Here is a 23,662-nt window from a genome sequence, read left to right as displayed (position 1 = left end):
TAGTAATAATAATTTTGTACCTAAAACAGCAGATTAAGAATTCACTGTGATGCTTTTAACAACTATATCTAATAAGCTATTAGAAGGAAAATGGGCGATTTTTCAATTTGAAGGAAAAGGTTTACAATATTAAAAGGTATCCTCATGCTATTTATAAAAATCACATAGGGCAATTAGTGTCAGTTTCTAAAGCATTAATTAACGAATTAAATTCTAATAATACAGAAAACGATATTTTTATTGAAGTTATTGAATAATATCAGAAAACAAAAACCCTAATTTAATAAATTAGGATTTTTGTTTTTTAAATAAGAGGTTATACTAAAATTAAATTCCAAGTTTTTTTTCGTTGAATTTTATTTGTTTCTGTTTCTATAAAATTATCAATAAAATAAATTTCTTTCGGAACTTCGAATTTTGATAATGTTTTTAAGTTTTCAACGGCTTTTTTTAAGGTTTTTTCTTCTTCGGATGAAATTTTATTTTCAATAATTAAGATTAATTTTTCGCCTAAAATAGCATCAGAAATTCCGATAACAAAAAAACGAGATGTTATTATTTCTGATAATTTTTCTTCTATTTTTTCGGGATGTAATTTTACGCCTCCAGAATTAATAACATTATCAAAACGTCCTAACCACTCAAATTTAGTCGCAGAAATCAACTTTACAATATCATTAGTTATTATTTTTTCTTCGGATACTTTTGGTGCTTCAATAACTAAACAATTTCTAGTGTCAGTAGTTATTTTTACGTTTGATAAAATAGTATAATTCGCATCTGAAACAAGTTGATGACTCTTAAAATTATTGAGTTTTTTAACGGCAATATGTGTAATTGTTTCAGTCATTCCATAAGTAGCAAATATATTGGTTGGAATATTTTGAATAGCTTTTATTAAATCATTTGAAACCACACCTCCACCGACAATTAATTTATCTATTTTATGTAATTCAGACAATGAATTTCGTAATTGCAAAGGAACCATTGCGGAAAAATCATAGTGTTTTTCAGCGTTTTTTATATTTTTTAACGGATTAGAATCTGGTTTTACAATATCCAATTGCCAACCTAATATTAACCCACGAACCAACATCATTTTACCCGCAATATAATCCGTAGATAAACATAATAACGCTGTGGTATTTTCTGATACATTGAAAAATTTTCCAGTAGCCAAAGCAGAGTTTTTCATAAACTCTTTTTGCAACTTTATCGGTTTTGGTTTGCCCGTAGAGCCCGAAGTTTGTACGATTACAAAATCGTTTTCATTGAACCAATCACTTAAAAAAGTATGTGTAGATTTTGATATTTTATCAGCAAAAACAAGTAATTTTTCTTCGGATGAAAAAGAAATTCCGTTTAATTTAAAACTATTATGAAAAGGTTGTTTATTCAATGTTGATTGGTTTTTCTATCTGTCCAAATAATTTTTCTTGCCAATTTTTCCAACTGTATTTTTTAGAAAACAAGAATAATAGCAAAGGATACAATACCAAAACAGGTAAAAACATTTCGATTCCAATAGAAGGTTCTGAAATATCAACAAATAAAGCATCTGTTTGAAAAACCGTCCAATTGGTGGTTACTAAAAATGCGGCGACAATATTATTTACCGCATGTAATCCTAACGCTAATTCCGTTCCTTCGTCCATTAAAGTGGTAATTCCGAAGAAAAATCCTGTACCAATATAAAACACCATCGAAATATAACCAATTTTTTCAACCTCAGGATTTGCACCGTGTAACAACCCAAAAGCCACCGAAGTTATGATTAAAGGCAACCATCTATTTTTAAACCAAACGCCTAAACCTTGCATAAAATAACCTCTAAATAACAACTCTTCAAAACTAGTTTGTAAAGGTAAAAATAAAAAAGAAACGGCTACTAATGTAAAAAAAGGAACAGGTTTAAAATTCCATGTATAATTTTCTGGTGTTAAAAAAATACCTAAAAAAGTGATGCTTACCGCTAAAATTCCCCAAGTCATAAAACCGAACCAAAACCTACTCCAATCAATGGTTTTTCGGCTTGTTATGATGGTTTTTATCGCTCTTTTATGAATGAATTTTACCGCCAAAAATAAAAATAGTAACCCGATAGCAAACATTAATATCATCAGAAATAAAAATAAATTTTTATTAATTCCTAAACTCATAAAACTTTCATTGGCTGCCTTAGAAAACGCATCAAAATCTTTAGAATGTAAAGCTGCAACTAATGCCAAAGGCATAATTCCTATAAATTGCCAACCAAATATGACTAAAAAAATACTTGCTAAATAATAAAACCAATCATTTTTTCCTTTGTATGCTTGCTGTATAAAATTCATTTGCTCAATATTTGTTCAATATTTGTTCATTTCTTTAAAATAATGTACGCTTAGAAAAGTTTAAAATAAGATTATTCTAAATTAAACGCCCATTTTTTCTTGATATTATAATGTAAATTTCCATTAATAACTTCTAACGGACTTTCAAAATTATTGGTAAATAAACCACCCGTTCCTAAGCCTTGAGGCAGTGGGTTTTCGAGTATTTTTGTGAATTGTGCAATGGCATTTAAACCAATATTACTTTCTAATGCTGATGTTATCCAATTATCGGCATCGTATTTTTTAGCGATTGAAATCCATTGTTTACTTCCTTGAAATCCGCCAATTAAACTTGGTTTTAAAATAATGTATTGCGGTTTAATTGTTTCGATACATTTTTCTTTTTCTTCGGATGTAAAAACACCTATCAATTCTTCGTCTAAAGCGATTGGCAAAGGCGTTTTTTCACACAAATTCGCCATTTCTTGCCATTGTCCTTGCTGTATTGGTTGCTCGATAGAATGTATGTTTAATTCCGATAATCGTTGTAATTTTTGTAAAGCATCTTTAGGAGTAAAACTTCCATTTGCATCGACTCGTAGCGTTATTTCTTTAGATGAAAATTCCTTGCGAATTGCTTTTAATAAATTGAGTTCTGTATCAAAATCAATCGCACCGATTTTCATTTTTATCGTGGTAAAACCTTGCTGTAATTTATCTTTAATTTGTTGTTGCATAAACGATTTATCGCCCATCCAAACTAAGCCATTTATGGGAATATCTTGTGTCCCTTTTGTAAAATCCGAAGGAAATAATTCAAATTTATTTTCAGATTTCAGTTCAGATTTCAGTTCAGATTTCAGTTCAGATTTCAAAGATAAAAAAGCCTGTTCTAAACCAAATTGAATCGATGGAAAGTGAATCGCTTTAGCTAATAAAACCTCTAAACCTAGATTGATATTTTCACAAAACCATTGTAGTTTTTCTTGATAATCTGGCGTATCATCAATACTTAATCCTCTAAATAAACCGCATTCTCCCACGCCTGTTTTTCCGTCTTTCTTTAAGATGATAAACCACGTTTCTTTAGTGCGTAAAATACCTCGAGATGTACCGCTTGCTTGTTTAAAATTCAATAAATACTGATGATAAGTTGCTTGTATCATTTTGCTTATTTTAAGAAGATTTTAGTCACGTGTTTTTTAGAATGTAAGTTGGTTTTGCGTTAGGGATTGCAATGAAAATCCTTTTGTGAGGGACGAAACAAAAGATTGTAATGGAAAGCCCGCTCGAACGCCCAAAAAATTATTTTTCTGCAAGTTCTTTTAATTGTTGTAAATATCTCCTATTTAACGCTTTAAATGTTCCTTTAAAATAAGGATACAAACACGCTGTCATGTACGATTTACTATTGACACTACTATTTTGGATAATCGTAGTTTTTGCTCCGTTAGCATTGAAATTATACGCCTCTTTTTTAAGCATTTCGTTTGAATGATACTCAAATGTTATTTTTTGATTCGGAACGTACTCCGTGATTTTTTGAATCATGGTCACTTCTTGCCCATTATTTTCGATAATCATTGTATAAGTACTTCCTACAACAGCTTTTTTCTGCATTATTGGCTCAATTGATTTGATATCTGGCAACCATTTTTTCATCAAATCTGGATTGGTGAAATTTTCAAAAACCTCGGTTACAGGTTTATTAATTTCAATTTCAGTACTATATTTAACCTCTGTTACAACGATTCCTGTTATGAAAAAAACAAGGACAAAAGCCGTTACAATTCCTAAAATTATTTTTACTGATTTCATACTAACTTCTTGTTTTTTAGTGCTTGTTTTTACTAATTTCAGCGATATTAATCGAAGCTCCTATTTCTAAAATAATCAATTCTTTCTTGGCTTCTGTAAATTTTTCTTTTGCTTGATGTGTATCAATTTCAATAGGCGGAAATGTGTTGAAATGACAACCAATTACCGTATCACATTCCACTAAATTACTGGCTAAAATTGCGTCCTCAACGCCCATGGTAAAAGTATCGCCAATCGGAAAAATTACCGTAGTTACTTTTGTGGTCATCGGAATTAATTTCATATCCATAGTAACGGCAGTATCTCCAGCAATATATAATACTTTTTCTTCGGATGAAATTATAAATCCGCCTGGTTGCCCTCCGTAAGTTCCATCAGCAAATGAAGAAGTGTGAATTGCATTTACATATTTAGCCGAAAAAGTAGCAGTTTTAAAAGTTCCTCCATGATTTACTGCGGCGGTTTTTAAATTTTTAGCGCCATAATATTGTGCTATTTCAAAATTAGATATAATGGTTGCGCCTGTTTGTTCTGCAAAAAGTTCAACATCTAAAACATGGTCTTGATGTGCGTGTGTTAGCAAAATATAATCGGCTTTAATATCGGCAATTACAATATTTGATGCCAGTGAATTTCCTGTGATAAATGGATCTACTAATAAATATATTCCGTTAATTTCGATGCCAAAACAAGCATGACCGTAAAATGTAATGTTCATTATTTAAATACTATTTTGTATTAATTTTATATTTTATTTATTCCTTATTTTAAAAAAGATATCCTAGTGCAAATAATATTGAAAATAAAAAAGTACTTAACGCTACTTTTTTTAATTCACCATCTAATAACGGTTCTTCTTTGTTTTTATACACAAAAAATACGTGTTTTATAATTGGTAAATACGCCAATATAAATAAGAATTGTACTGGTTTTTGATAATTAATTAGTACATACATCATCGCCGTTATAAAAGAAATTATCAATAATGTATAATGATATTTTTTAGCGAATTTTGCACCATTTTTAACGACTAAGGTATTTTTACCTACTTTTTTATCATTTATTCTATCGCGCATATTGTTTAAATTTAGCACGGCAGTACTTAATAATCCAATGCTAATGGCTGGTAAAAAGATACCAAAATTTACTTGCTTTGTGTATAGAAAATAGGTTCCCACGACTGCTAATAATCCGAAGAAAAGAAATACAAAAACATCACCAAAACCACTGTAACCGTATGCCGATTTACCAACCGTATATTTAATCGCTGCCACAATTGACGCAATTCCTAATCCTAAAAATAGTGCTGAAAACAAAAAATTATCTTTCCCAAAAGAAGTGAAAATCAATAATAAAGCAAGTAATAATGTGATAATTGCGGTTATTATCATTGCCATTTTCATTTGCTTTGGCGTAATCATTCCTGATGAAACCATGCGAGCTTCTCCTTCTCTATTATCGTCGGTTCCTTTGATACCATCGCCATAATCATTTGCAAAATTTGACAAAACTTGAAAACCAATAGTCGTTAAAATTGCCAACCAAAAAATAGTACTTTCCCAAAAATAAAATGTAGGTACACTATCTTTAATTCCAAGCGATGCTCCCACAATAATTCCTGATATCGATAATGGTAAGGTGCGTAAACGTGCAGCTTTTATATAATTTTTCATAGTTATTCTTTAATCCAAAATAATTTGAAACATAAAAAAGGAAAGAGTACATCCTTCCTTTTTTAAGCTATAAATTTCTTAATTATTCTTTTATGCTCTTAATTATTCAATACTTAATTGATCTGAAGTATCCAAAGAATCTAAATTTGATAATTTTACAGCAGTACTAATCGGGATTTTTTTTCCGTTACGCAATGCTACTACAAATCCATCTTTTATACCTATTTTTTTTACTTCATCTCTAAATATTCGGGCATTTTCATAAGTAGAAAAAGCACCTGCAATATATTTTTCTGTTTTTTCACCTAAATTATTAGGCATTTTTCGGATCCCTCCTTCTTGTCTTAGGTTTTCTTCGGACATTTTAAGGTTTTCAAAAACGCCAATTTGAACTGTAAAAACAATTTTATTTTTTGCTAAAAGAGCAACAGTTTTCTCTTTTTTTAACCTTGATGTTTCTTTTATTTTTGTGACATTATTAATGCTATCGATTAATTTTTCTAAGGATATTTTTTGCTGCTTAATGATTGTAAATTTATGATGTTTATTATACATCGTTACAATCAAAAATAAAACTAGGGCTATTAATGCAAAAATAAGTAAAACTCGATATTTTTTATGACTACTGATTTTGGTATTCTCTAACTTTAAATCGATATACCCTTTTTCCAGGTCTTTTTCTTTTTGCTTTAATCTTTCTAATTCATCACAAATTTTAATAAACTCATCGTCGTCTATTAATGGCATTTCTTTGGATTTAAAATCTATAAATTATTGGCACTCGCAATTAGTTCTGCAATATCTTTCACCACGATTTGGTCTTCTTTAAGTTTAAATTTCACACCATCCGTCATCATAGTATTACAATATGGGCAACCTGTTGCTATAATTTGAGGATCGGTTTCTAACGCATCTTCGGTACGTAAGATATTAATTTCCTTATCACCTTTTTCAGCATCTTTAAACATTTGTGCTCCTCCTGCACCGCAACATAAAGCCGTTGATTTATGACGTTTCATTTCGGTCATTTTCACGCCTAAATTACGTAATAATTCCCGTGGTGTTTCGTATATTTCGTTTGCACGTCCTAAATAACAAGGATCATGATACGTTAATCGTTTTCCTTTTAAAGTCGTATTATCAATCGATAAACGTCCTTCTTTTATTAATTTACTAATAAATTGAGTATGATGATACACTTCATATTTACCGCCTAATTCTGGATATTCATTTTTTAAAGTATTAAATGAATGTGGATCGCAGGTTACGATTGTTTTTACCTGATATCCGTTTAAGACTTCAATATTCATCATTGCTTGCATTTGAAACAAAAATTCATTTCCTGCACGTTTTGCGGCATCTCCAGTTGAACTTTCTTCCGTACCTAACACCGCAAAATTCACGTCTGCTTTATGTAATATTTTTACAAATGATTTGGTTATTTTTTTAGCTCTATCATCATAACTTCCTGCTGCTCCTACCCAAAACAACACTTCTGGTTGTTTTCCCTGAGCCATCATTTCTGCCATTGTTGGTACGTTCATCGTTTTATGTTTTAAGCGTTGTTATTTCTAAATTTTTATTATTGAGAGCTTAAAAAAGCTTTATGCTTCATCTTTCCAGTTAAGTCTATCTTGCTGACTATATTGCCAAGGTGCTCCATTATTTTCAATATTTGACATCATAGCATTTAATTCCTGAGGAGCTGCCGATTCTTCCATCACCAAATAACGACGCATCTCCATAATAATAGACAACGGATCAATTCCTATTGGACATTCTTGCACACAGGCATTACAACTTGTACACGCCCATAATTCTTCTGGAGAAATGTAATCATTTAACAGTTGTTTTCCATCATCTTTAAAAACACCGTTATTTTGGTCGATATTTTTCCCTACCTCTTCCAAACGATCTCTGGTATCCATCATAATTTTACGAGGCGATAATTCTTTACCCGTTAAATTTGCAGGACACGACGAAGTACAACGTCCACATTCGGTACAGGTATAAGCATTCATTAGTTGCACCCAATTTAAATCGGTAACATCAGAAGCACCAAATTTTTCAGGTACTTCGTCTTCCGTTCCTTCTTCTGGCATTGCGTACGGGTCGGCATCAGGATCTAGCATCATTTTAACTTCTTTGGTTACAGAAGCTAAATTTGTAAGTTGTCCTTTTGGTTTTAAGTTCGCAAAAAAGGTATTTGGAAATGCTAATAAAATATGTAAATGTTTTGAATAATATAAATAATTCAAGAAAATTAAAATACCTATAATATGTACCCACCAAGTTGTTTTTTCTATAAGATGTAAACTTTCTACTGAAAAACCATTGAACCAAGGGGCAATAAATTGAGAAATTACATTTCCTGCTCCTGCTTCTTGAAAGGCAACATCAGTGGCGTTCATTATCAAAAATAACGACATTAAAACCATTTCAAAATATAGAATAATATTTCCATCATTTTTTGGCCAACCAGTCATTTCTTTACTCCAGAAACGCTTTACTTTTTCGATATTTCGTCTAAACCAGAAAATAGTAACTGCAACAAAAACAAGCACGGCTAAAATTTCGAAATTACCGATTAAAAATCCATAGATAGCATCGCCTAAAATTGGCTGAAAAACACGATGCGTTCCTAATAATCCATCAATAACAATTTCTAACATTTCGATATTTATCAAAATAAACCCTACATACACTACTACATGTAGAATTCCAGAAACAGGACGACGCACCATTTTATATTGTCCTAAGGCTATTTTTGCCATATTTTTCCAACGCTCAGGTTTTCGGTCAGTTCTATCAATATCTTTTCCTAGCTTAATATTTCGAACTAATTTTCGAACATTTAATACAAAATATCCAATCCCTGCGATTAAAATAGTTGCGAAAATTATGTTTGGTAAATATTTCTCCATCGTTCTTGCTGTTTTAATGTTAGTAATTTCTGGTAGATGCGTTTATTTCGCACTTATATTTTTGGTATTATTTTCTTCATTATATGCTTTTGCTTTTTTACCAAATAATGAAAAATGAACAAATCGTTTTGGGTTTAATTTCATTTCCCGTAATAATTCTTCCATTTCTTTTGATGCATTTGTTAAGTTTGCATACATTTTTTCATCGGTCATTAACTTCCCTAGCGTTCCTTTTCCGTCTTTTACGTTGGCTAATAATCCATTTACATTCGCCAAGGTTGTTTCTAATTTTTTCACGGTAGCACCAAGATTTGTTTGGGCTAAATCTTCGGATATTTTCGAGAAATTATCCGTAATTTTTTTAGTATTTTTAAAGGTCGCATCAAGATTTTGTTTGTTATTTGCTAACAAGTTATTTACTGATTTCAGGGTTTTTTGAACACCGTTAATTGTTCCTTCTAAACCAAGAATACTATTATTTAAACTTTTTCTAGATTTTTCATCCAATACTTGATTCACGCCTACAAGTAATGAATCTGCACCGATTAGCACATTTTGAAGTTTTGATTGAATCGGATTTAATTTTTCACCTACGGATGAAAAAAGGTCAGATTCTACTTCTCCTTTTAAATAATCTCCAGAAACAGCTTTTTCGCCATCATATCGAGGAACAATTGCTAAATTTTGTCCGCCCATTAAACTAGCGGAATATATTTTACCAACACTATTTTTAGAGAAAACGAAATCATTATTCAGTGAAATTTTCACAAGTAACATTCCTTTTTTATCAGGAGTATCTTTGAAGGAAATATTTTCAATTTTACCAACTTTCAATCCATTTATGGTTACTTGACTCGCTTCGTTTAGTCCGTTTATATTTTTGTATTCAATATAAAAATACCGATTACTACCACTAAACAAATTTTCTCCTTTTAAAAAATTATATCCCCAAACAAATAGGGCGATAACCACGATAGCAACAATACCAGTTTTTAGTTCTTTTGACATACATAAAATTTATCCCACGAAAATACTAATATTTTGGGAGTATAAATATAGTTTTTCTAAATTAATGATTTCTCAGTGCTTCTTTAACCGATATTTTTTTATTTCCTTTAAAAGCGACAATCCAAGCATCTTTATAGCCTATTTTTTTCAGATGTGTTAATGTTTTTTTAACCTGTGAAAAGCTAGAAGAACTTCCATAATAGTATTTATGATATCCACCAATAAACTTCGATTCTACATTTTTGAGTCCTCTAAAGTTAAAGTTTCGTTTGTTTAGTTGTTTTTTGGACGCTGCTATTTGTACTTTAAAGGCAATTTTAGACGTTGATTTTTTAGCAATTTTTCGAGTTGGTTTTCGAATTATTTTTTTTGGTATTTTTTTTGATATTTTTTTAGTTGATACGATTGTTTTATCTTGAATCGTATTTAATTTTAATCGTTGTACGTATTTTTTGATGGCAGTTGCGAGTGATTTTGCCATTTTTAGCTGTCCGTATTTTGAATTAAGGAAGTTTCCTTCGGATTTATTCGATAAAAAACCAAGTTCAATAAGTACGCTTGGCATTACAGTTTCTCGCAAGACTAAAAAATTAGCTTGTTTTACTTTTCTATCATATCTTTTTATTTTTTTAAAATTAGTTTGCACCAAACTTGCTAACGACAAACTTGCGTCTAAATTTTCTTCTTGTAATACCGATAATCCTATTAAAGATTGTGGAGAATTAGGATCGTAATCATAATTTTTTTGATAATTATCTTCCAAGAAAATCACGGCATTTTCTTTTTTTACGATTTCTAAATTCTCTTGATTTCCCTTTAAACCTAGCACATAGGTTTCAGAACCGTGTGGTTTTGAGGAATTATTTGCATTGCAGTGAATCGACACAAAAAGGTCGGCATTTTTTTTATTAGCGATACTTGCTCGTTTATGAAGTTCGACAAAAACATCTTTCGTTCGAGTATAACTGACGTTAATTGTTTTATCTTTCTTTAATATTTCACCTACTTTTAAGGCAAGTTTCAAGGCGATTTTTTTCTCGATATAGGAACCTCTCGAAGCTCCATGATCTTTTCCTCCATGTCCTGCATCAAGTACAATATTGTATTTTTTTTGAGCTATCACCTGTGTTGAAGCACCCAATAAAAAGAATATTGAGATCAAAAATAAAAAATAATTTTTTAGGTGATTATATTTACGTAATTTTAAGAATTGCATCAATAAAATTTAACTATTTTTGGGTTTTGTATTTAGGCGTGCAAATAATACGCCAGATATTTTTAAATATAACACAAAAATAGCATTTATAACATTGCGAACAACTCTAACTTACATACTTTTAGCTTTCTGCCTTTTTTATTATCAAATAAGTGTAGCTCAAGATTTAGGTACAACAAGCATCGAGGCTAAAAAGCCTAAAAAAAAGACAGTTTTAAATATCTCGAAAGATTCCTTAAAAGAACCTTCTAAGGATTATCTAAAAGATTCGTTAATTTCTTTAAATAAACAAGACAAAGAGAAAAAAGAAGTTATTCAAGGCATCATTACGCATAATGCGGAAGATTATACGCTTCAGAATGCAAAAAATAAAACAGTAACGTTATATAATAAAGCCCAAATTACGTACACAAATATTGATTTGAAAGCAGGAATAATTGTGCTTGATTATAAAAACAATACCGTGTACGCCAAGGGAATAAAAGATAGTTTAGGTTATCATCAACGCCCTGTTTTTAAACAAGATGGACAAGAATCAGAACAAGATTCTATTTTATTTAACTTCAAAACTAAAAAAGCGTTGGTTTATGGCGTAAAAACGGTTCAAAGTGGTATTATAACTTATGCCGAAAAAACAAAACGAGTCAATGATTCGACCATTTATATGCGTAAATTACGTTTTACCACCTCAAAAAAGAAACGCCCCGATTATTATATTCAAACTAACAAAGCCAAATTAGTTCCTGGTAAAAAAATAATTGTAGGTAGCAGTAATTTGGTTTTAGCGGATGTTCCGACCCCTTTATTTTTACCATTTGCCTACTTTCCTTTAACAGATAAAAGAACCTCTGGTTTTATCATTCCATCTTGGGGAGATAGTAATAGTCAAGGATTTTTTCTACAAAATGGAGGATATTATTTGGCATTAAGTGATTATTTTGATTTAACTGTTTTAGGAGATTTATACACCAATGGAAGTTGGGGTTTCCGAACGGAATCTAACTATTATAAACGCTACAATTTCAGTGGGAATTTTAGTCTTCAATTTCAGAATAATATTCAAGGAATTAAAGGTTTATCAAACTATAATAAAAGTTCTAGTTTCAATATTCGTTGGAGTCATAATCGAGATACTAAATCGAGTCCAAATTCTAGTTTTTCTGCCTCTGTTGATTTAGGAAGTAGTACTTTTTTCTTAGAATCGTTGAATCAAGCAAATAATTCAAGAGCTATTGACAATAGTTTAAATTCATCGATTTCGTATTCAAAAAACTTCGTTGGAACGCCTTTTAACATGAATATTACGTTAAAACATGGTCAAAACACCAACACCGAAGAAATAACCATGACCCTACCTGCTTTGCAATTAAATATGCGTCCTGTCTATCCGTTTGCAGGCAAAGGAGGTGCTAAAAATAATGCGATTCAAAAAATGGGTTTGAATTATAGTATGCAAGGACAATACCTTATAAATACTACGGATGATGAGTTTTTTACGGCAAAAATGTTCAATACTGCCAAAAAAGGGATTCAACATAATCTTAGCACCAGTACGAATTTAAAAGCGTTTAAACATTTTACAGTATCGCCTAGTGCAAGTTATCGAGATGTTTGGTATTTTGATAAAATTCATAAAAGATACGACCCTACAAAAGTCAATGCTGATAAAAATTTAGGTGCGGTTGTAAACGATACTATTGGCGGATTCAATCGGTTTCATACTTATAATTTTGGAGTTTCTTTATCTACAAATATTTACGGAACTTTTAACTTTAAAAAAGGACGTTTAAAAGCCATTCGTCATACGATTAGACCTTCGATTTCTTACGGATATACGCCTAATTTTGCTAAAAATCACGATTTACAAGTACAACAAAGCTCTGACCCAACCGATTTACGAACGTATTCTCCTTTTAAAGGAGGAATATATGGTACCCCAGGAAGTGGAACTTCAAATAGAATTGGAATTGCCGTTAACAATGTTTTAGAAGCCAAAGTAGCTCCAAAAGACCCCGATAGTGATGAAGAAGATCAGAAAATAACACTTTTAAATAATTTGAATTTTAGTACTTCCTACGATATTACCAAAGATAGTATTCGTTGGAGCGATGTTACTGTAAGTGCGGGAACTCGTTTATTCAAAGATAAATTAGCGTTAAATGCGAATATGCTTTTAGACCCGTATCAGCTTGATAAAAAGGGAGAAAAAATCGATAAATTTAATGATAAATTATTCCGAATAAAAACAGTGGGCATAACGGCAAATTACTCTTTGTCTAGTGAAGATTTTAAAAAAGATAAAGAAAGTCTAAAAAACAATAAAAATAAGCGTAAAAATAACGGAAACGGTGCGCAAGACACCCCTGATTTATTTGGTCGAAACAATAAAAATGCCAACGATTTTTCCAATACACCAGAGAATGAAACGGAAGTAAAAGAAACGCTTTTATATCGTCATAAAATTCCTTGGACGTTAAATTTAACCTATACCTTAAATTATTCTAATGACGGATTTACCAGCGATATTACTCGAAATATTTTAATGTTTAGTGGAAATGTCGAATTATCGCCTAAATGGGGCGTTGGTTTTAATTCTGGATATGACATTAAAAATACTGGATTCTCCTATACAAATTTAAATTTTTCTAGAGATTTAGATAGTTGGCGTTTAAATTTCGGTTGGACACCTTTCGGACAAAGAACTTCGTATAATTTCTTTATCGGAGTAAAATCATCAGTATTAAGCGATTTGAAATGGGATAAAAATAAACCGCCAGATAGAGTGTTATTTTAAGAATCTCTAAAAATATCAAAACATAAAATCAAAATATAATGAAAAAAATTATCACTACCGATAAAGCTCCTGCTCCTATTGGACCTTACAATCAAGCTGTTTTAAGCGGAAATACGTTATATACTTCGGGTCAAATTGCTTTCAATCCTGAAAATGGTGAACTCGTATTAGATACCATCGAAATTGAAACAAAACAAGTTATGGAAAACATGAAAGAAGTTTTAGCCGCTGCTGAAATGACTTTTGAAAATGTCGTAAAAACATCTATTTTCATTTCTGATATGAATAATTTTTCAAAAATAAATAGCGTTTACGCCCAATATTTTAACGAAGCAACAGCTCCCGCAAGAGAAACTGTAGAAGTAGCGAATTTGCCTAAATTTGTGAATGTAGAAATTAGTATGATTGCTGTTAAATAATAAAAAAACTCGAGTTTTTTATGTTTTATATTCACATAAAAGACTCGAGTTCGTTTTTTAAAATTTAATTTATTTTGATTTATTATTTTGATTTATTAATTTGATTGAAAATTATTACTAAATCTAATAATCAAGTTTTTTAATGTATGCTAATTTTGATTTCCAAACAGCTAATTGGTCTTTAAATTCTTGAATCCCTTTACGAACATTCAATACTAAAGGATTATCCGATTTTGCATTAGAAAAGAAACCTAAATTATTTTCTAATTGTTGCATTTCACGAACTGTTTCATCTATTTTCTTACGGATAAAATATTGTTCGTTATCTAATTTTTTTAAATCTTTTTGTGATAAATACATATCAATCGAATTTTTAAACTTCATCAATTCGATATCACTTTTACTCATGTTTAGTTTTCCTAAATGCGCGTCAATTGCTTTGTTGAATTTCTCATCTAAATGACGAGCATTTCTAGGCAATGCTCCTAAAGCTCTCCATGCAACAATATTTTCTTGAATCGCTTCTAGGCTTAAGTCTTCGGATGTTTTTATTTTTTCTATAAATGCTTTTTTATCGGTAACAAGCGCTAATTGCTCTTTATTTTGCTCATTTTTTTGAGCATGTAATCTATCAAAATAGAAATTACAAGCATCTTTAAAACGTTTCCAAATATCATCAGAAAACTTTCTTGGTACATGACCAATTTTTTTCCAATCAGACTGAATACGTTTCATAGTATTGGTTGCTTCTTCCCAATCATCGCTATCTTTAATGCTTTCAGCAAGTTCGATAAGTGCAATTTTACTTTTTAAGTTATCGTTTTGGGTATTTTTTTCAGCTTTATAAAAAACATTTTTTGAACTGTTGAATTTTTTGGTCGCATTTTTAAATTCTTGCCAAACAGCTTCACTTTTATTGTAGGGTAATTTCCCGATATCAAAGTATTTTTTACGTAGTTTTTCAAGTTCTACAATACTTTTTTGCCAATCGTTGTGCGATTCATTTTTCGAAGTATCGAACGCATTAATTTCGGCAACAACTTTCAATTTTGCGTCAATCATTTCTTGATATTTCGATTTTAATTCTCTAAAATATTGATGACGTTTATCGTGTATTTTTTTGGTTGCTTCACTAAATTTTCCCCATATATCTTCTCGATGTTCTTTACCTACAGGCCCTATTTCTTCTTTCCAGATGCGGTGTAAATCTTGTAAATCTTTAAAAGCTACATTTACATCAGCTACTTCATTTAAAGTTTCTGCGTGCGAAATAAGTTTTAATTTTTCTTCTAAATTATGTTTAAAATCAAGTTCTCTAAAGTCTTTATTTAAGTCTAATAAATCATAAAAACGTTCTACATGATGATGGTATATTTTCCAAGTATCATTGTATTTTGTTTTAGGAACAGCGCCTATTGTTTTCCATTTTTTTTGAATTTCCTGGAAATCATTATACATTGTTTTGGCGTCTGCTTTTTCGATTAGTGTTTTTAACTCTTCGATTAAGGCATTTCTTTTGTCTAAATTTTCTTTTAATTGATTTTCCAATTGTGCGTAATGCGCATCACGTTTGGCTTTATATTCGCCTACTAATTTATTATATTCGGCTTTAATAGGACTTGAAAACTGAAAGTCAATTACATTTCCACCTTCGGCTAAAAAGGCTTCTTTTTTTTGAGTTAGTAAGTCATTAAATTTGGTATTAAAAGCATTTTTAATGGCATCAATATTCGACTTTAACTGTTGTACTTGATGGTTGTCTAATAACTTTTTTAATTCCGACACCAATATATCCAACTCCATCGTTGCATATTCCAGCATTGGTATTTCGTGCTTTTCATCTACTTTTTCAGCTTCATTAGCAACTTGTGTTTCTACTTCGTTCACTGCTTTTTCGGTTGCTACTTTCACAACAGTATTTTCCGCTGTAATTGGTTCTTGTACTTCTTTTTCGTTATTTTCTAACATATCTACAATGTTTAAGTTCCTTATTAATTTAATTTTCAACTTTTAATTCTTAAAAGTTTTATTAATTATTTTTAAATTATTAATTTTATAAATATACGGATTCTTCTATAATATTATAGCATACGCTATTTTATTTTAATTTACTTCTAAATTATTGGTCATTCCATATTCTCCAAGCTTTTTCGGCTTGTTGTTCTAGCATTTCGAGTCCATTTTTGATGGTTGCTTTTTTTTCTTTTCCTTTTTTCAAGAACGTAGTTACTGCTGGATTATAAATCAGGTCAAACAAGAGGTGTTTTTCAGATAAAAATTGATACGGAATATCAGGACAATCCTCTATATTTGGATGCGTTCCTAAAGGTGTACAATTAATTATTAGATGATGTGTTTCTATAATTTCTTTGGATACATCTTGATATGAAATTTCTTTTTTTCCTTGCGGATTTCTAGAAACGAATTGATAGTTGATATTTAATTTTTTAAGCACATAGGCAACTGCTTTTGAGGCGCCTCCTGTTCCTAGAATCAGGGCTTTTTGATGATGATTTTCCAGCAATGGTTGTAAGGATTTTTTAAATCCATAAACATCGGTATTAAATCCTTTTAATTTTCCTTTTTTAGATATTTTGATAGTATTTACCGCACCTATTTTGTGTGCTTTTTTATCTATTTTATCTAAGAAGTTGAATACTTCTAATTTATAAGGAATCGTAACATTCATTCCTTTTAAATGCTGTTTATTTTCTTTTATTTTTAGGGGAAGTTCCTCTATTGATTGGATATCAAAATTGACATATTCACTTGAATCGAGTCCTAATTTTTCAAATTTATCGGTAAAATATCCTTTTGAAAAAGAGTATGAAATATTTTTTCCAACTAAGGCGTATGTGTTCTTAGTTTTTTGTTGTTTTTTTTCTTGCATAAAAGTCTATCATTAAAATTAAGGCGATTCCAAAGATGATAAAACCTATTGAAATCCATGTTTCTTGTGTTGAAAAATCGGGTATAAATCGCTGATAATTTTCCACGATTTTATGTCCTTTTTTATCGAATAAAAAACCGTTTTCATTGCTTTTGAATATTGTTTTTTTCCAAGGCCATACAATTCCTAAAGAACCTGTTATAAAACCGATAATTACGGCAGTTACCAGCTGATGCCATCGTTTTAAAACGTATCCTAAAATATGCGAAATAGACACTAACCCGAAGACAGAACCCAGCGTAAAAACGCTTATGATTTTTAAATATCTTATTTTTACAGGATTTTTCAACACCTCAAAATCGCCTGATACCAAACTCGTTACAACACTTGCAAAAACATTGACGCTATCGACCAATAATAACACATAATTTCCTAATAAAATCAGAATAAAAGACCCTGATAATCCAGGAAGTGTCATCCCTGAAACGCCGATAATCCCACAAATAAAAACAAACCAAAGATTATCATTTTCTTTGGCGGGCGTTAAAAAACTGATAAAAATACCGATAGCAACACCAATGATTAGAGCGATTGTATTTTTTAATTTCCAGTCATTAAAATCTTTTGAAATATAATAAATTGAACCGATAATCATTCCAAAAAACCACGACCAAACATATAATTCATTGTTTTTTAAAAAATAATCTAACACCAATGAAATTGTAAAGTAACTAAACATACTTCCTAACATTATCAATGTTAAAAATTGTAAGTTGGTGTATCGGGCAAAACTTTTGAAGCGTCCATTGAAAAGCAATTTAAATGCTTTTGCGTTTATCCGCTGAAAAGAAAAAATAAGTTCTTCATAAAATCCCATTACAAAAGCCACCATTCCTCCAGAAACTCCAGGAACTTTATTGGCACCTCCCATGGTTATTCCTTTTAAAAAAAGCACTATTTTTTGTGATAATGTGCGTTGCTGTTGTTGATACATTTTTTAAAATATAAGGAACTAAAATACTTATTTTTTAGGAATTTTTAATCCTTTTGATGACTTTTTACGGCTAATTTTTCAAGAATTAGAATTAACGAAAATCCGAAGATTGCTAATAAGCACGCATACATTATTTGCGGATTTCCATCAAATGAAAATGGCGAAACTGATAATTCGTTAAACGGTACTTTTTCACCGTGAGAATTAGTTCTAAATGTGAGCACTTTTTTCCAAGGCCAAATTTTATTTAACGACCCAATTATAAATCCTGTTAAAACTGCTAACGTATAATTTTTATAATGTGCAAATAAGTATTTTAAAAGTCTTGAAAAAGATAATAATCCTACAATTGCCCCGAATCCAATTGCCATTATGGTGGTGTAATCTCTAGTGTTTATAGCAGATAACACAGGTTTATATGCTCCTAAAAGCACTAAAATAAACGAACCAGAAATACCAGGTAAAATCATGGCACAAATGGCAATTGCTCCAGCTAAAAACATAAATATTGTCGATGAATTTTCAGCAATCAGAGGATTTAATGTCGTAATATAATACGCTAAAATACCGCCAATTATCAGTAATATAATGGCGATAAAATTCCAATTTGTAATTTGTTTTGCGATGTAAATAATACTTGCTAAAACTAATCCGAAGAAAAAAGACCACAATAAAATTGGATGACTTACAAGTAACCACGAAATTACTTTCGCCAAAGAAAGTATACTGATAAACATTCCTATAAAAAGCGATGCTAAAAAGTTTCCATTAAGTTGTTTCCAAGCGGTTTTAAATCCTTGATTTTTTAAGGTTTTAAATAAACTTAGAGTAATGCCACTTATGGAGTTTAATAATTCTTCATAAATGCCTGAAATAAAAGCAATAGTTCCTCCTGAAACTCCAGGAACAACGTCTGCGGCTCCCATAGCGAGTCCTTTTAGCATGATTACTAAATAATCTTTTTTGGTTCTGTTCATGTAATTTTAATTATTCTTTTGCACTGATTTTTCTACTGATTTATTTTCTGTTTTTTTTAAAGCTGACAAATTTATTTTTCTTAATTTTTTTCTTGACTTCCTTAATTTTAAGTGTGTCTTTCAGGTTATTTTTAAGATTATTTTTCTGACTATTTTTTTGCTGATTTTTTTTAAGTCCTAATTTTTTTGCAAGTCCTGCTAAATTATTAAAATTAACTTGATAAGAAAAACCAACACCTTGTGTATATCCTTCTTCTTCGGATGAATATTGCACTTCATTTTGTCGATTAAAAACCGTTCCTCTTAAAGTTCCTTCTTTATTTAAAAGCACTTCAATTTTCACTTCTCCAACTATATTTGTTTGGGTATTTGCTCCCACAGGAACGCCTACTTTTCCGTTTATCAACACTCTATCGCTTACTTGTGTACTTACCGAAACATCAACTTGATCGTCTGATTTTAAACTATTTACATCCTCCGAGTTTCCGTTATCGCCTTGCGTATATCCGAGTCCTAATCGAAATTTACTATCATCACTATTTAATACTTCCGTTAAAATGCTCGATGCGATTTCAGAGGCAGTTCCTCGTAATCCGTTAGCGGCACTACTCCCGATATTTTCCTGATTATAAAAAGTTCCAAAAGCTAACAAAAATGAAAAATGTTGCATTTTAGTATTCAAATCATTTCCGTTTAAAATAAATTCCAATTCGGAAGCTACCGTTGAATTTGCATTTGGAATTTTAATATCAAATTCTTGTTTAGAACTGAATAATCCTCCTGTAATTTTGGTATATAAGTCGATGGGTATTTTACGGCTTGAGTTAATATTATCGAGTAATTGAGCGGGATTTGCTTTGGTTTTATAGATGGCAATTAAATCCAATTCGGCATTATACGGATTTCCATTCCAAGCAATTCGTCCTCCTTTTTGCACCATAAATGGCTTTGAAATTCCTGCATATTTAAAATTATATAATCCTTTATGAATTTCGAAATCGCCATACATTTTAAATTTCCCAAGCGTATTAATATCGATTCTTAAATTTCCTTTTCCGCTTCCTTTTAGTTCACTTCCAGAAACTTTATCAATAACAACTTGAGCGACGGCATCTTTTGTTACTTCAAGATTTATTTTCAAATCAAGTCCTTTTATATCTTTGATTGTTTCTTGATTATTTTGAGCATCTATTTCTGCTGATTTAAAGCGGATTAATTTATAATTATCAATAGTTTTTACATCATTTAAAGGAATTACAAACAATGTTCCTTTATTTGTTTTTCCATCAATCACGATATCTAAATTACTAGTAAGTCCTCTAATTTCGGCATTTCCGTTTAAAAAACCGGTTCCATAATAGGAAGATTCTTCGGTTTCTTGGGTATCTAAAACCAGTAAATTTTTGGTATTAATATCTAATTTCAAATACCAATCTTTAAAATTTTGATGCGCTATATATCCTGATAAATCTCCTGTTGTTTTATGTTTTGTATCTTCTAGCAGAACATTTTTGAGTTTAAATTGTTGCTTATCTAAAACGATATTCGTATTTCCTTTTAGGTCAAAATCTACATTTAGATACGGAAATGTTAATCCACCATTTTCTACATTTAAAGTTCCTTTAAAATCAGGATTACTTAACAAACCTTTGGCTCTAAAATTCCCTGTAATTTTCCCTCTTAATTTATTTAGTACTTTTTTTCCCAGCGGGCTAAACGCTAAAATATCGTATTCTTCTAAATAGATTTGTGCATCTATGCTTGGTTTTTTCGCTGAAAAATCAAGACTTCCGATTGCTGAAATATGCTTTATTTTTTCGTTAATCAACGAAAGATTTGCGTTATATTTTTCATAGGAATTATCCCCTGTTATTTTCAAAGATAGCGTTCCTTGAGGTTGTTTATTAATATAAAAGTCTTCTATTGATAGCGTTGTTTTTGGTGCTATTTTCCCTTCTTTTTGTTGTAAATCGATATTCCCCGTTAGATTTCCTTCTAGGCTTAAATTGTCAATTACAGGGAAAAAACTACCTAATTTAACGTTGGTAAAACTGGCTTGTAAATCTTTATAAGTAGTATCTTTTACAACGCCTTTAAAGGCAATTTTTTGGGCTTCCGACTCTACTAAAAACGGACTAATGATATAATTATCTTCTTTTAGATTGAAGGCTATTTTATGTTTTTTATCTTCATTTTTATTGATAATCCAATTAAATCCTTTGTAATTGAAGTTTGATTTTTGAATACCAACCACTGATTTTTTAAATTCATCAATAGTATAATAGAAATCTAGGTTAAAAGTTTCTGACTGATTTTCACTTCCTTTAAATACCGATTTAAAATAGAGTGTATCATTTTTGGTTCTATTTAGCAGGTTTAATTTTTCGATATTATAGTATTTATTGCTGATTTTATGAGCTGTTAAATGCGTATTATACAGCGGATTTTTAGTATCCATACGCAACACAATATTTTCGATACTATTTTTATAGGCTTGAATTTCGGGTGATGTGAACGTTAATTTCAGGGCATTTTTATCGGAATTAATACGTCCTTTTATGCGTGTATTTTTGGCGATTGTAATATTTGGAAAAAACACGTCGATAATTTGATTATAAATGGTAAAATCAAATTCTAAAAACTGATTTGGAGCAACTTTATTAGGTTGATAATTGGCATATACGCTTCCCAGTGCATTTTGGGTAATGGGAATTAATTCTTCAAAAGAGAATTTTCCTTTTAACGCACCTGTAACAATTTCTTTTGAATTTACTTCAATCGTTTTTATGCTATCTTTTACGGAAGAATTTATTTCAAATTTTTCAAATAAATAGTCTTTTTTTTGATTTTTATACACTAGATTTTCAAAGGTTGCTTTTCCAATAATATCATCAAAATTATTTCCTGAAATATTTAAATTGATATTTCCATGTAGCGTTGCGATACTATCTCGGGTAAAAAAGTTTGTTTTTTTAAGATCTATTTTATCAATATTTGCTACGAAATCGAATTTATTTACTACGGATGAAAAGTCGGCTAACCCTTCAAAATTGAGGTTAAAATTTTCATCTTTTGATTTTAATAAACCGTCGAATTTTTTGTTTTGAAACTGACCATTTACATATAAATCTTTGTAGGTATATTTATTAAATTCAAGGCTACTAATCTTTCCGATAATGGTTGTATTTACGTTATCCATATTAAAACCGCTACCATTTACGTCGGCTTTTAAGGATATTTCACCAAGTATTGGATCGTTTGCAAAAATACCTAAATCAAAATTTTTAAAAGCAACTTCACCGGTATAAACTGCCTGATTAATATCATCAATATTGGTTAATTGAAGGTCTGAAATAATCGTTCCTATGGCAGATTTCACCGATATTGTCGCTTCCATTTGTGCTGGTGTAACTCGAATAAGTCCTTTAAGTGTAAAGTTTCCAAATCGTTGAAATTCATTCGGTAACGATTTCCCTAAGACGTTAGGAAGCACATTTTTTAATTGAAAATAATTAGCCGTAACATTATCTAAATCAGCATCAAAAACAAATCCTCGTTCTTTTTTGATAGCGTTTACAAAACCCATATCTCCAATAATTTTCATTCCTTTTTCGGAATATAATTGGATATTATTCAGGCTAAAATTATTTAAAACGCCGTTCATATTTGTGGTGAAATGCAAAATATCATTTCCCTTTAATTCTTTATAAAATTTATTTAAATCTTTAATAGCGAGGGCACTTTTTAATAAAGTGGCTTTAAATTTCACTTTATCATTAAAATTCGCAAAATCTTCTCTGTTGTATGTTAATTTAAAATTTCCTTTTATTTTTGATTTATTCGCTGTTTCTAAAACAGTATTCTCAAAATTCATATATTTTCTGGTATACCGAAAATCGGTCGCCATATCTGTTATCTGAATTCCTCTATTTTCGATAAAACAGACTTCTCTCATTTTTAGAGAAATCTCTGGGCCTTTGATAGAAAAGTCAATAAAATCGCCATGTACATTGTGTGCTGAAAACTCTAATGCTTCTTTTTTATTCTGATCTGTTTTGATAAACGTAAAATTATCCAACGAAATCTTGGCACTATTTAAGACAAAAGGTGTAACGCTATCTTTCTGATGATCATCATCAAAAGAGGCCATAAAAATCGCAAGATTGTCGTCTTTTTCGTCTTTATATTTTTTCATATTAAGATACGCACCACTTAAAGAAGCTTCCCCTAAATCGACTTTATTATCAACAATACGTTTTACATTTAATAGTGAAGTACTTAAATTCTGAATAAAAATAAGAGTATCTTTATGATGATCTCTAATTTCAATTTCTTTTAATTGAACATTTCCTAACCATGATAAATCGACTTTTTTAACAACAATATTTGTATTGTATTTTTGATTTAAAACAGTTGTTACTTTTGTTGCTATTTGAGTTTGTACAACGGGTAGCGATAGCAAAATAATGAGCAAGATTAAAAAAAGTAGCACGTACTTTGAACACTTCCACACTATTTTCCCTAGCTTTTTAATGATGATTTTATTTTTATAAAATGACTAACAAATGTAACCCGCTAACAGCAAAAATATTGCCTAATTTTAAAGAAATATCAATTTTAACGAAAATCTAACG

Annotated in this window: 18 protein-coding genes; 2 read left to right on the top strand and 16 right to left on the bottom strand. The window is 30.3% G+C overall.

Going from position 1 to position 23,662, the window contains the following annotated elements; all coding sequences use genetic code 11:
- Positions 1 to 316: 316 nt before the first annotated feature.
- The 11 genes from L0U72_RS03410 to L0U72_RS03360 form a co-directional block, all read right to left on the bottom strand.
- Positions 317 to 1,399 carry an AMP-binding protein gene (locus tag L0U72_RS03410; RefSeq protein WP_233898418.1) on the bottom strand — a complete coding sequence of 361 codons (1,083 nt, stop codon included), beginning with the start codon at positions 1,397 to 1,399 and terminating at the stop codon, positions 317 to 319.
- Positions 1,392 to 2,333 (bottom strand): CPBP family intramembrane glutamic endopeptidase, encoded by a 942-nt coding sequence (locus tag L0U72_RS03405; protein WP_233898417.1) that lies wholly within the window; start codon positions 2,331 to 2,333, stop codon positions 1,392 to 1,394. The genes L0U72_RS03410 and L0U72_RS03405 overlap by 8 nt, the downstream gene beginning before the upstream one ends.
- Positions 2,334 to 2,404: 71 nt before the next feature.
- Positions 2,405 to 3,481, bottom strand: coding sequence for an o-succinylbenzoate synthase (locus L0U72_RS03400; RefSeq protein ID WP_233898416.1), 1,077 nt, complete (start codon positions 3,479 to 3,481; stop codon positions 2,405 to 2,407).
- A gap of 139 nt (positions 3,482 to 3,620) precedes the next feature.
- On the bottom strand, positions 3,621 to 4,133 hold the full coding sequence (locus L0U72_RS03395) for an SRPBCC family protein (RefSeq protein WP_193699860.1): 513 nt from the start codon (positions 4,131 to 4,133) through the stop codon (positions 3,621 to 3,623).
- Between the two features lie 16 nt (positions 4,134 to 4,149).
- Entirely contained in the window at positions 4,150 to 4,851 is a 702-nt protein-coding gene (locus tag L0U72_RS03390) for a metal-dependent hydrolase (protein ID WP_233898415.1), read from the bottom strand.
- A gap of 49 nt (positions 4,852 to 4,900) precedes the next feature.
- Positions 4,901 to 5,806, bottom strand: a complete 906-nt coding sequence (menA, locus tag L0U72_RS03385; protein WP_241426923.1) for a 1,4-dihydroxy-2-naphthoate octaprenyltransferase — start codon at positions 5,804 to 5,806, stop codon at positions 4,901 to 4,903.
- A gap of 102 nt (positions 5,807 to 5,908) precedes the next feature.
- On the bottom strand, positions 5,909 to 6,553 hold the full coding sequence (locus L0U72_RS03380) for an SPOR domain-containing protein (RefSeq protein ID WP_193706532.1): 645 nt from the start codon (positions 6,551 to 6,553) through the stop codon (positions 5,909 to 5,911).
- Between the two features lie 17 nt (positions 6,554 to 6,570).
- Positions 6,571 to 7,350 (bottom strand): (Fe-S)-binding protein, encoded by a 780-nt coding sequence (locus L0U72_RS03375; protein WP_101916929.1) that lies wholly within the window; start codon positions 7,348 to 7,350, stop codon positions 6,571 to 6,573.
- Positions 7,351 to 7,410: 60 nt separating this feature from the next.
- A complete protein-coding gene (locus L0U72_RS03370; protein WP_233898414.1) occupies positions 7,411 to 8,730 on the bottom strand; it encodes a 4Fe-4S dicluster domain-containing protein in 1,320 nt (439 codons plus the stop codon).
- A 42-nt stretch (positions 8,731 to 8,772) separates the two neighbouring features.
- A complete protein-coding gene (locus L0U72_RS03365; protein WP_101916927.1) occupies positions 8,773 to 9,738 on the bottom strand; it encodes an MlaD family protein in 966 nt (321 codons plus the stop codon).
- Between the two features lie 61 nt (positions 9,739 to 9,799).
- Positions 9,800 to 10,861, bottom strand: a complete 1,062-nt coding sequence (locus tag L0U72_RS03360) for an N-acetylmuramoyl-L-alanine amidase family protein (RefSeq protein WP_233860938.1) — start codon at positions 10,859 to 10,861, stop codon at positions 9,800 to 9,802.
- A gap of 112 nt (positions 10,862 to 10,973) precedes the next feature.
- Here L0U72_RS03360 and L0U72_RS03355 point away from each other — a divergent pair, with 112 nt between their 5' ends.
- Entirely contained in the window at positions 10,974 to 13,748 is a 2,775-nt protein-coding gene (locus L0U72_RS03355) for a putative LPS assembly protein LptD (protein ID WP_233898413.1), read from the top strand.
- Between the two features lie 38 nt (positions 13,749 to 13,786).
- Positions 13,787 to 14,167, top strand: coding sequence for a Rid family detoxifying hydrolase (locus tag L0U72_RS03350; protein ID WP_101916925.1), 381 nt, complete (start codon positions 13,787 to 13,789; stop codon positions 14,165 to 14,167).
- 123 nt (positions 14,168 to 14,290) lie between these two features.
- Here L0U72_RS03350 and L0U72_RS03345 read toward each other — a convergent pair whose 3' ends face one another.
- The 5 genes from L0U72_RS03345 to L0U72_RS03325 all read right to left on the bottom strand — a co-directional run bounded on the left by L0U72_RS03345 (position 14,291) and on the right by L0U72_RS03325 (position 23,490).
- Positions 14,291 to 16,135, bottom strand: a complete 1,845-nt coding sequence (locus L0U72_RS03345) for a DUF349 domain-containing protein (protein ID WP_233898412.1) — start codon at positions 16,133 to 16,135, stop codon at positions 14,291 to 14,293.
- A gap of 151 nt (positions 16,136 to 16,286) precedes the next feature.
- Complete coding sequence (locus L0U72_RS03340) at positions 16,287 to 17,057, bottom strand: shikimate dehydrogenase family protein (RefSeq protein WP_233884267.1); 771 nt, start codon at positions 17,055 to 17,057, stop codon at positions 16,287 to 16,289.
- Positions 17,029 to 18,051 carry a DUF368 domain-containing protein gene (locus tag L0U72_RS03335; RefSeq protein ID WP_233897766.1) on the bottom strand — a complete coding sequence of 341 codons (1,023 nt, stop codon included), beginning with the start codon at positions 18,049 to 18,051 and terminating at the stop codon, positions 17,029 to 17,031. The genes L0U72_RS03340 and L0U72_RS03335 overlap by 29 nt, the downstream gene beginning before the upstream one ends.
- Positions 18,052 to 18,095: 44 nt before the next feature.
- Complete coding sequence (locus tag L0U72_RS03330; RefSeq protein ID WP_101916921.1) at positions 18,096 to 19,028, bottom strand: DUF368 domain-containing protein; 933 nt, start codon at positions 19,026 to 19,028, stop codon at positions 18,096 to 18,098.
- Between the two features lie 40 nt (positions 19,029 to 19,068).
- The gene (locus L0U72_RS03325) at positions 19,069 to 23,490 is read right to left on the bottom strand and encodes a translocation/assembly module TamB domain-containing protein (protein WP_233898411.1); all 4,422 of its coding nucleotides are present in this window, start codon (positions 23,488 to 23,490) and stop codon (positions 19,069 to 19,071) included.
- Between the last annotated feature and the right edge of the window lie 172 nt (positions 23,491 to 23,662).

The organism is Tenacibaculum piscium (assembly GCF_021390755.1).
In the GTDB taxonomy this organism is placed as follows: domain Bacteria; phylum Bacteroidota; class Bacteroidia; order Flavobacteriales; family Flavobacteriaceae; genus Polaribacter; species Polaribacter piscius.
Note: the sequence above shows the minus strand (reverse complement) of the source record. Positions and strands in the feature narration are given on the sequence as shown.

What these genes read in the sequence shown, in the direction of transcription:
- L0U72_RS03405 (WP_233898417.1), bottom strand. Translation starts at nt 2,333, where the DNA reads ATGAATTTTATACAGCAAGCATACAAAGGAAAAAATGATTGGTTTTAT.
- L0U72_RS03400 (WP_233898416.1), bottom strand. Translation starts at nt 3,481, where the DNA reads ATGATACAAGCAACTTATCATCAGTATTTATTGAATTTTAAACAAGCA.
- L0U72_RS03395 (WP_193699860.1), bottom strand. Translation starts at nt 4,133, where the DNA reads ATGAAATCAGTAAAAATAATTTTAGGAATTGTAACGGCTTTTGTCCTT.
- L0U72_RS03390 (WP_233898415.1), bottom strand. Translation starts at nt 4,851, where the DNA reads ATGAACATTACATTTTACGGTCATGCTTGTTTTGGCATCGAAATTAAC.
- menA (WP_241426923.1), bottom strand. Translation starts at nt 5,806, where the DNA reads ATGAAAAATTATATAAAAGCTGCACGTTTACGCACCTTACCATTATCG.
- L0U72_RS03380 (WP_193706532.1), bottom strand. Translation starts at nt 6,553, where the DNA reads ATGCCATTAATAGACGACGATGAGTTTATTAAAATTTGTGATGAATTA.
- L0U72_RS03375 (WP_101916929.1), bottom strand. Translation starts at nt 7,350, where the DNA reads ATGAACGTACCAACAATGGCAGAAATGATGGCTCAGGGAAAACAACCA.
- L0U72_RS03370 (WP_233898414.1), bottom strand. Translation starts at nt 8,730, where the DNA reads ATGGAGAAATATTTACCAAACATAATTTTCGCAACTATTTTAATCGCA.
- L0U72_RS03365 (WP_101916927.1), bottom strand. Translation starts at nt 9,738, where the DNA reads ATGTCAAAAGAACTAAAAACTGGTATTGTTGCTATCGTGGTTATCGCC.
- L0U72_RS03350 (WP_101916925.1), top strand. Translation starts at nt 13,787, where the DNA reads ATGAAAAAAATTATCACTACCGATAAAGCTCCTGCTCCTATTGGACCT.
- L0U72_RS03345 (WP_233898412.1), bottom strand. Translation starts at nt 16,135, where the DNA reads ATGTTAGAAAATAACGAAAAAGAAGTACAAGAACCAATTACAGCGGAA.
- L0U72_RS03340 (WP_233884267.1), bottom strand. Translation starts at nt 17,057, where the DNA reads ATGCAAGAAAAAAAACAACAAAAAACTAAGAACACATACGCCTTAGTT.
- L0U72_RS03335 (WP_233897766.1), bottom strand. Translation starts at nt 18,051, where the DNA reads ATGTATCAACAACAGCAACGCACATTATCACAAAAAATAGTGCTTTTT.
- L0U72_RS03330 (WP_101916921.1), bottom strand. Translation starts at nt 19,028, where the DNA reads ATGAACAGAACCAAAAAAGATTATTTAGTAATCATGCTAAAAGGACTC.